Below are 7,684 nucleotides of genomic sequence, written 5' to 3'. Positions count from 1 at the left end.
GAGCCTGGTGATGTCCTGTTTGTGGACGAAATTCACCGATTGAGTCCCGTGGTTGAAGAAATTTTATACCCGGCGATGGAAGATTATCGGCTAGACATCATGATTGGGGAAGGGCCGGCTGCACGTTCCATCCAACTGACATTGCCGCCGTTTACGTTGGTGGGCGCTACGACACGGGCTGGGCTTTTGACATCCCCGCTGCGTGATCGTTTCGGGATTGTTCAACGTCTTGAGTTTTATTCCGTCGAGGATCTGACCGCGATTGTTGTGCGGGCAGCTGGAATTCTCGGGGTGCCAATCGATCATGAGGGTGCGGTTGAGATCGCACGTCGTTCTCGCGGGACACCGCGGATTGCCAACCGCTTGCTGCGCCGGGTCAGGGATTTTGCCGAAGTACGTGGTGAAGGTCGTATTGATGCGGTAATCGCACAACAGGCACTCGACATGCTGGACGTTGATGCAAAAGGGTTTGATATGATGGATCGTAAGCTGCTGCTGGCCATTATCGAAAAGTTTGATGGCGGCCCGGTTGGCGTTGAAAGTTTGGCGGCGGCGATTGGTGAAGAAAAAGACACCATCGATGAAGTGATTGAACCCTATTTGATTCAGCAAGGATACCTGCACCGAACTCCGCGTGGCAGGGTGGCCACCACAAAGGCGTATCAACATTTTGGTTTCGTGTCGCCAAAACGGTCGAAAGAATGAGTCAGAACCAAAACAACCACTTTCGTTGGCCAGTGACTGTCTATTACGAGGACACCGATGTCGCGGGTGTTGTTTATCATGCCAATTATCTGAAATTTATGGAGCGGGCGAGGACTGAATGGCTGCGTGCGTTGGGGCTCGATCAAACACTGTTGATTGATCAAGATATTGCCTTTGCGGTGGCACATATGGACATCGATTACTTGCGTCCCGCGCGGTTTAATGATCACCTATGGGCCACGGCTGAGATTGAACGGATTGGGCGCGCGAGTGTCTCATTTGTGCAAAGGATCACAGATCGTCATCAACCGGACATGATTTACGCGAAAGCTTGGGTTAAAGTGGCCTGCGTCACATTGTCGACCATGAAACCAAGACCTTTGCCAGAAATATTACGAAAGGAGTGGAGCGTTGGCGGCTGAAATTTCAATCATTGACCTATTCCTTCAGGCCAGTCTTTTGGTCAAACTCATCATGATTTTGTTGCTGTTGGCATCCATTGTGTCATGGGCTGTCATTGCCCAGCGCATGACCATGTATCGGAAAGCCGAATCTAGGGCACAAAAGTTTGAACAACAGTTCTGGTCTGGAATCGATTTGAATAAGTTGTTTCAGGCGCTAGGCCAACGTAAAGAGCTACTCGCTGGATTGGAGCGTGTTTTTTATGCTGGCTACCAGGAATTCTTGCGTCTGCGTCGGCAGCAAGGCACCTCGGCTGAAGCGGTGATGGATGGAGCCCAACGCGCCATGCGAGTGACTTTTGCCAGAGAAATCGATGCCCTTGAAAACTACTTGCCACTTTTGGCCACCATTGGCTCGGTGACGCCATATGTTGGCTTGTTTGGCACCGTGTGGGGAATCATGCATTCCTTTATCGCGCTCGGTGGCGTCAAGCAAGCGACGCTAGCCATGGTCGCGCCTGGCATTGCAGAAGCGCTGGTGGCGACGGCCATGGGGCTTTTTGCTGCCATCCCTGCGGTGGTGGCCTACAACCGCTTTACGGCACGCGTTGAGAAGCTCGAAAATCAATATCGTTATTTCGTTGAGGAATTCACGGGGTTACTGCATCGTCGCGCACACGCCAATGCTCGAGCGGATGGAGAGGTGAAATAAGCCATGGAAGTGCGCAAACGACGCAAACCCATGGCGGAAATTAACGTGGTGCCGTATATCGACGTGATGCTGGTGCTGCTCGTTATCTTTATGATTACGGCCCCGCTTATTACGGCAGGGGTCAAAGTCGATTTGCCGAATGCTGAAGGGGAGCCCTTGCCAGCGACCGCGGAAACACCCTTGATAGCGACGGTCGATGCAAAAGGTCGTTATTATTTGAGTGTTGGCAGTGAGCACAGCGATCCGATGCCGCTTGCCGAATTAGTGACGTTAGTGCGCGCCCATAAAAAGGTCACACCTGCGGCGGACGTCTTTGTCAATGGTGATGAGGGGGTGCCGTATGGCAAAGTGGTGAGGTTGTTTGTCGCGCTCAAGCAGGCAGGCGTCAACAAAGTGAACTTGATGGTGGCACCGGAGGAGACGCGGTGAGGGAGCCGAGCCTTTTTCCGTATTTGATACTTGCCTTGCTTTTGCATGCAGCCTTGATCGCGGGCATTTGGTGGTTTGATAGTCAAACTGCAAAACCGAAGGCGCTGCCGGAAGTGGTGCTCACCGATGTGCCAAAAGCCATGGCGGCAATTCCTACGGCGGTGGCGGTGGATGAGAAAAAAGTGGAGGCGCTCGTCAAACAGATACGTTCACGAAAAGAGAAGGAAGCAGCAGAGCGTCGCCGACTACAAAAGGAAATTGAACGCCTTCGACGCAAGCGCGCTGCTGAACTGAAGAAAGCGCGCGAAGCGGCGCGAAAGCGGGCGCTAGAAGAAAAACGGAAAAAGCAAGCTGAGCGCGAACGTCAACGTAAGGAACGAGAAGCGAAGTTAGCCAAGCAAAAGGCCGAAGAAGCTCGAAAAAAAGCATTGGAAGCGCAAAAACGGCTGGAAGCAGAGCGTTTGGCGCGTGAAAAGGCAGAACGCGAAGCGCAACTTGCTGCACAATTGGAAGCCGAGCAAAAACGTTTGGCTGAAGAAACAGCAAGGCAACAACGTCAGAAACAGATTGAAAGTGAGCTCAAGCGCTATCAAGCCTTAATTCAGGCGAAAATCGAACGAGCCTGGATTGGCGGGAGCTATGCACGACTGAAAATTCGTGTATCACCGGGTGGGTTGGTGATTGATATCCAGTGCCTAGAGGGTGAACCAGCCGCCTGTCGTGATGCCACTGTGGCGGTTCGCAAAGCGGAACCGTTGCCTGTCTCGGACGATCCAGATGTCTTCCGGATGTTGCGCGAAATTTTCATTACACTGCGTCCTGAAACCAAGGGGTAATTAACACATGAAACCCAGCAAATTGTTTGTTGCGGCCATAGTTTGGCTGTTGACGGTTGTCCATGTTCGGGCTGCTATCGAAATCGAGATCACAAAAGGTTTGGAGGATGCACGTCCCATCGCCGTTGTCCCGTTTTTGATCGAGGGCACGGTGCCCGCCACTGATGTGGCCATGGTGGTCAACAGCGACATGCGCCGCTCTGGCCGTTTTCGGCCTATCCCGCTGGCGGATTTGCCAGCACGTCCAAGTACTGTCGAACAAGTAGCGCTCGAACCATGGCGTAAGGTAGGCGTTGAAGCCCTAGTGATCGGTCGTGTCAAGGCATTGGCTAGTGGTGAGTATGAAGTCACTTTTGCACTGGTAGATGTGTTCGCCGACACCAAACGGCAAGTTTTGATAAACGGCGAGTTGATCGAGCGGCAGGGCAATGTGCTGTTATCGCGCACAGCCATCGTACCGGCCGATGGGTTACGTCGGTATGCCCACCGTATCGCTGATTTGGTGTATGAAGCGCTCACCGGTGAAAAAGGCGCATTTTCGACAAAAATTGCTTATGTGACTGTGGAGCGTGGCCGCGAGTGGCCCTATCAGTTGTGGGTGGCTGACTGGGATGGGTTTAACGCTTTTTCCTTAGTGAAATCCAAGCACCCGATTATGAGCCCAAACTGGTCACCGGATGGCCGACAGTTAGCGTATGTATCTTTTGAAGGTCGGCGCAGCAATATTGTCGTGCAAAATGTGTATACAGCCGAGCGAAAGGTTGTGTCAAACTTTCCGGGAATTAATGGTGCGCCGGCGTGGTCGCCGGATGGTCGAAAATTAGCCATCACGCTATCGAAGGACGGTAATCCGGAGATTTATGTGCTCGATCTCGAAACTCGGGCGTTGACGAGGATTACACGTCATTGGGCGATCGATACGGAGCCTGAATGGTGGCCCGATGGCTCGGGACTTGTGTTTACTTCGGACCGTGGGGGAAGCCCGCAAATCTATAGTTATGATTTTGCCAGCGGTAAGACTGAGCGTCTTACTTTTCAAGGAAATTATAACGCCAGTGCGAAATTTAGCTCGATTGGTGAGCAGATGGTGCTTGTTCACCGTGTTAATGGCCAGTTTCATATCGCCGTGATGGATTTGCAAAGCCGGTTTATCACGCCACTGACGGAAACACAATTGGATGAATCACCGAGTATCGCGCCTAACGGGAGTATGGTAATATATGCTGCCGTATCGAGGGGGCGGCGTGTTTTGGCCTCGGTATCCACCAACGGGCGATTTCGAGCTATTTTGCATTCAAAGGACGGCGAAATTCGCGCACCAGCGTGGTCGCCGTTCTTGAATTAGATGGGTAAACGCGTGTATAAAGCGTAATATTACTTTGTGTGATTGTGCGTAAGGAGCAAAAAAGATGAAAAATGTTCTCACAAAACTGGTCGCTTTGGGGGTCGTCTTATTTCTTGTGGGCTGTGGAAGCAACCAAACCGTAGAAAGTTCTGCTGAAACAGAGCAGCAGGCCGCGAACACCGAGGTAGTGACTAACGAACTGCCTGAACAGAAGTCTGCCGAAGAACTGGCGCGCGAAGCTGATATTGAGAAACGTAAGCAACGTACCATTTATTTTGATTTTGACAAATCGGAAATCAAGCCTGAGTTTCGTGAGCTGTTGCAGGCGCACGGTGAGTTCCTTGCCAAGCATCCTGAAATCAATGTCGTGTTGGAAGGACATGCGGATGAGCGTGGCACGCCCGAATACAACATTGCTCTTGGCGAGCGTCGTGCGAAAGCTGTGGCCGACATTTTCCGTACACTCGGTGTGTCCGACAGCCAAATGCAGATTGTGAGCTATGGCGAAGAACGTCCAGTCGATCCGCGCCACAATGAAGAAGCGTGGGCGAAGAATCGTCGGGTCGAAATTCGCTATAACGACTAATTGTTCGAGGGAGTTGTATGATGAACAGCGGGCGCTGGTGGTTGTCCGCGACAATGGGGCTGGCTATATGGGCTGGCCCTTTTTCCGTCATGAGTGCGGAAGTTGAACGTCCATTGTCGCTGGAAGAACGCATCGCCAAACTTGAAACAGCACAGACAGCGCGTAATCAGGCGCTGGTTGATATGCAATTCAAATTGGCGGAACTTCAGTCGGAAATTCGTGAGCTGAGAGGGTTGCTTGAGCAGCATGGATTTCAAATCAATCAATTGACTGAACGCCAGCGTGAAATTTATAAGGACGTTGACTCTCGACTGGCTGATATGCAAAAGCGGCTGGAAAGCTTAGGACAAACCAAGCCCAAGCCGCTGGCAAGCAGTACAGTCACCGTTGATCCGGCCGCTGAGGCGAAAGCGTACGAGCGTATCTTTCCCTTGGTTCGAGAAAAAAAATACGAGGAAGCGATCACGGCCTATCGCGCCTTCTTGGCCAAATATCCCAATGGCCGTTTGGCAGTGAACGCGCATTATTGGCTTGGGCAAGTCCTGTTTGTCACTGGCGAGCTTGACAAGGCAACTGTCGAGTTTAATTTGGTTGCCGAAAAATATCCAAACTCGAGCAAAACACCAGATGCCCTATTGAAATTAGGTGAAATTGCCGTCCGTCGCGGTGATAAAAAAACGGCACAGTCTGTGTGGCGAAAGCTGACGCTACAATATCCGAAGTCGTCAGCTGCGCGTGTTGCCGCACAAAAATTAAAGAATCTCGACGGCTAATCGCATGGCGCGACTGCGTATCACAGAGATTTTCTATTCGATTCAGGGGGAGTCAAGAACGGTCGGCTGGCCAACCGTATTTGTGCGACTGACAGGCTGCCCGTTGCGCTGTCATTATTGCGATACAGCCTATGCATTCACCGGCGGTCAATACATGGCGATTGACGAAGTAGTTCAGAAAGTGAGCGAATATCCAGCGCACTTCGTCACGGTCACAGGCGGTGAGCCGCTTGCACAACCGTCATGCCATGAATTACTCGGCCGCTTGTGTGATGCCGGGTATGAGGTATCGCTGGAGACCAGCGGTGCGCTGGATATACGGGATGTCGATCCCCGCGTGATTAAGGTTATGGACATTAAAACGCCAAAGTCAGGCGAGATGGCGCGCAATTACTGGCCAAATATTGAGGCATTGGGGATTCGCGATCAGGTCAAGTTTGTGATTTGTGATAGACAAGATTTTGACTGGGCCTGCATGAAGCTAGATGAGTATCGTTTGCACGAACGGTGTGAGGTCTTGTTTTCACCCAATTACGGACAATTGCCGCCGGAAAATTTGGCACAATGGATTCTTGATGCCGGATTGTCAGTGCGTATGCAGATCCAGCTACATAAGATCATTTGGGGCGATGAGCCCGGACGTTGATGAGGGGTGAGTCACACATGAACACGCAGTCAAAGTCAGCGGTCGTGTTGTTGTCGGGGGGGCTTGACAGCGCCACGGCGCTCGCCATTGCGCGGGATGCTGGCTATCAGTGCTACGCATTGAGTTTTGATTATGGACAGCGCAGCCATGTTGAGCTGGAAGCCGCGAAAAAAGTGGCAAAATCTTTGGGCGCGGTTACGCATCGAGTTGCGCGCATTGATCTTGGCGCCTTTGGCGGCTCGGCGTTGACGGACAAAAGTCTTGCGGTGCCGGAATCGTCGACAGAAGGGATTCCCATCACTTATGTCCCGGCGAGAAACACAATTTTTTTATCTTTCGCACTTGCTTGGGCCGAAGTGCTGAATGCGGACGATATTTTTATTGGCGTGAATGCGGTGGATTATTCGGGGTATCCGGACTGCCGTCCAGAGTTTATTCGCGCTTTCGAGGAAGTGGCCAATCTAGGCACACGCCGAGGCGTCGAGGGGCGACCTTTCACAATACATGCGCCACTGATCAAAATGAGCAAGTCGGAAATTATCCAAACGGGGCACCGGCTTGGTGTCGATTTCAGTGTGACTGTCTCTTGTTATCAGGCTGATGATGCCGGTCGCGCCTGTGGCCGGTGCGACAGTTGCCGTTTACGGCATTTAGGGTTTGTCCATGCAGGCATTGATGACCCAACCGTTTATCAGGACACCGCGCCTTTCTAAATTAATGCCAGCAGAGTATAATCGCGCCTCCGAATTCCTCGTTGTGCCCAGGGGCACGTAAACTCAACTGATATGGAGAAACCGAACATGGCCGTAGAACGTACTTTGTCGATTATCAAACCGGACGCGGTAGCCAAGAATGTTATTGGTGAAATCTATACGCGCTTTGAGCGCGCTGGGCTTCGCATTGTCGCTGCTAAAATGCTACACCTGACACGTGAGCAGGCTGAAGGCTTTTATGCAGAACACCGTGAGCGCCCATTTTTTGGTGCGCTGGTCGAATTTATGACGTCTGGCCCGATTATGGTGCAGGTGTTGGAAGGTGAGGATGCGATTCGCCGTAATCGCGAAATCATGGGCGCCACGAATCCGAAAGAGGCGCTGGCCGGTACCATTCGCGCAGACTATGCAAGTGATATTGACGAAAATGCGGTGCATGGTTCCGATAGCCGTGAGTCAGCAGAGCGCGAAATTGCTTATTTCTTCAAAGACGAGGAAATTTGCCCGCGTACGCGTTAATCCGCGGCTGGAATTCAGT

Annotated in this window: 11 protein-coding genes; all 11 read left to right on the top strand. The window is 51.9% G+C overall.

Features of this window, described 5'->3' with window-relative positions; translation table 11 throughout:
* Nucleotides 1–705 (top strand): Holliday junction branch migration DNA helicase RuvB (gene ruvB, locus D6694_02350; GenBank protein ID RMH47307.1); only part of this gene is annotated, 705 nt, incomplete at its 5' end.
* Entirely contained in the window at nt 702–1,127 is a 426-nt protein-coding gene (gene ybgC / locus D6694_02345) for a tol-pal system-associated acyl-CoA thioesterase (GenBank protein ID RMH47306.1), read from the top strand. The genes ruvB and ybgC, both read left to right, overlap by 4 nt.
* Complete coding sequence (gene tolQ / locus D6694_02340; protein ID RMH47305.1) at nt 1,117–1,818, top strand: protein TolQ; 702 nt, start codon at nt 1,117–1,119, stop codon at nt 1,816–1,818. The genes ybgC and tolQ overlap by 11 nt, the downstream gene beginning before the upstream one ends.
* Nucleotides 1,819–1,821: 3 nt before the next feature.
* The gene (gene tolR / locus D6694_02335) at nt 1,822–2,247 is read left to right on the top strand and encodes a protein TolR (GenBank protein ID RMH47304.1); all 426 of its coding nucleotides are present in this window, start codon (nt 1,822–1,824) and stop codon (nt 2,245–2,247) included.
* On the top strand, nt 2,244–3,083 hold the full coding sequence (gene tolA / locus D6694_02330; GenBank protein RMH47303.1) for a cell envelope integrity protein TolA: 840 nt from the start codon (nt 2,244–2,246) through the stop codon (nt 3,081–3,083). Before tolR ends, tolA begins: the two co-directional genes overlap by 4 nt.
* Before the next feature lie 7 nt (nt 3,084–3,090).
* Nucleotides 3,091–4,428: a Tol-Pal system protein TolB gene (tolB, locus tag D6694_02325; GenBank protein ID RMH47302.1), complete on the top strand. Its 1,338-nt coding sequence runs from the start codon at nt 3,091–3,093 to the stop codon at nt 4,426–4,428.
* Between the two features lie 64 nt (nt 4,429–4,492).
* Complete coding sequence (gene pal, locus D6694_02320) at nt 4,493–5,014, top strand: peptidoglycan-associated lipoprotein Pal (GenBank protein ID RMH47301.1); 522 nt, start codon at nt 4,493–4,495, stop codon at nt 5,012–5,014.
* A 17-nt stretch (nt 5,015–5,031) separates the two neighbouring features.
* Complete coding sequence (gene ybgF, locus D6694_02315; protein ID RMH47300.1) at nt 5,032–5,787, top strand: tol-pal system protein YbgF; 756 nt, start codon at nt 5,032–5,034, stop codon at nt 5,785–5,787.
* A 4-nt stretch (nt 5,788–5,791) separates the two neighbouring features.
* Nucleotides 5,792–6,433: a 7-carboxy-7-deazaguanine synthase QueE gene (gene queE, locus D6694_02310; protein ID RMH47299.1), complete on the top strand. Its 642-nt coding sequence runs from the start codon at nt 5,792–5,794 to the stop codon at nt 6,431–6,433.
* 17 nt (nt 6,434–6,450) lie between these two features.
* Nucleotides 6,451–7,146, top strand: coding sequence for a 7-cyano-7-deazaguanine synthase QueC (gene queC, locus D6694_02305; protein RMH47298.1), 696 nt, complete (start codon nt 6,451–6,453; stop codon nt 7,144–7,146).
* A gap of 87 nt (nt 7,147–7,233) precedes the next feature.
* Nucleotides 7,234–7,665 (top strand): nucleoside-diphosphate kinase, encoded by a 432-nt coding sequence (locus D6694_02300; protein RMH47297.1) that lies wholly within the window; start codon nt 7,234–7,236, stop codon nt 7,663–7,665.
* Nucleotides 7,666–7,684: the final 19 nt, after the last annotated feature.

This window comes from Gammaproteobacteria bacterium, from assembly GCA_003696665.1.
Taxonomy (GTDB): domain Bacteria; phylum Pseudomonadota; class Gammaproteobacteria; order Enterobacterales.
This window is presented reverse-complemented; position numbering and strand designations above follow the sequence as displayed.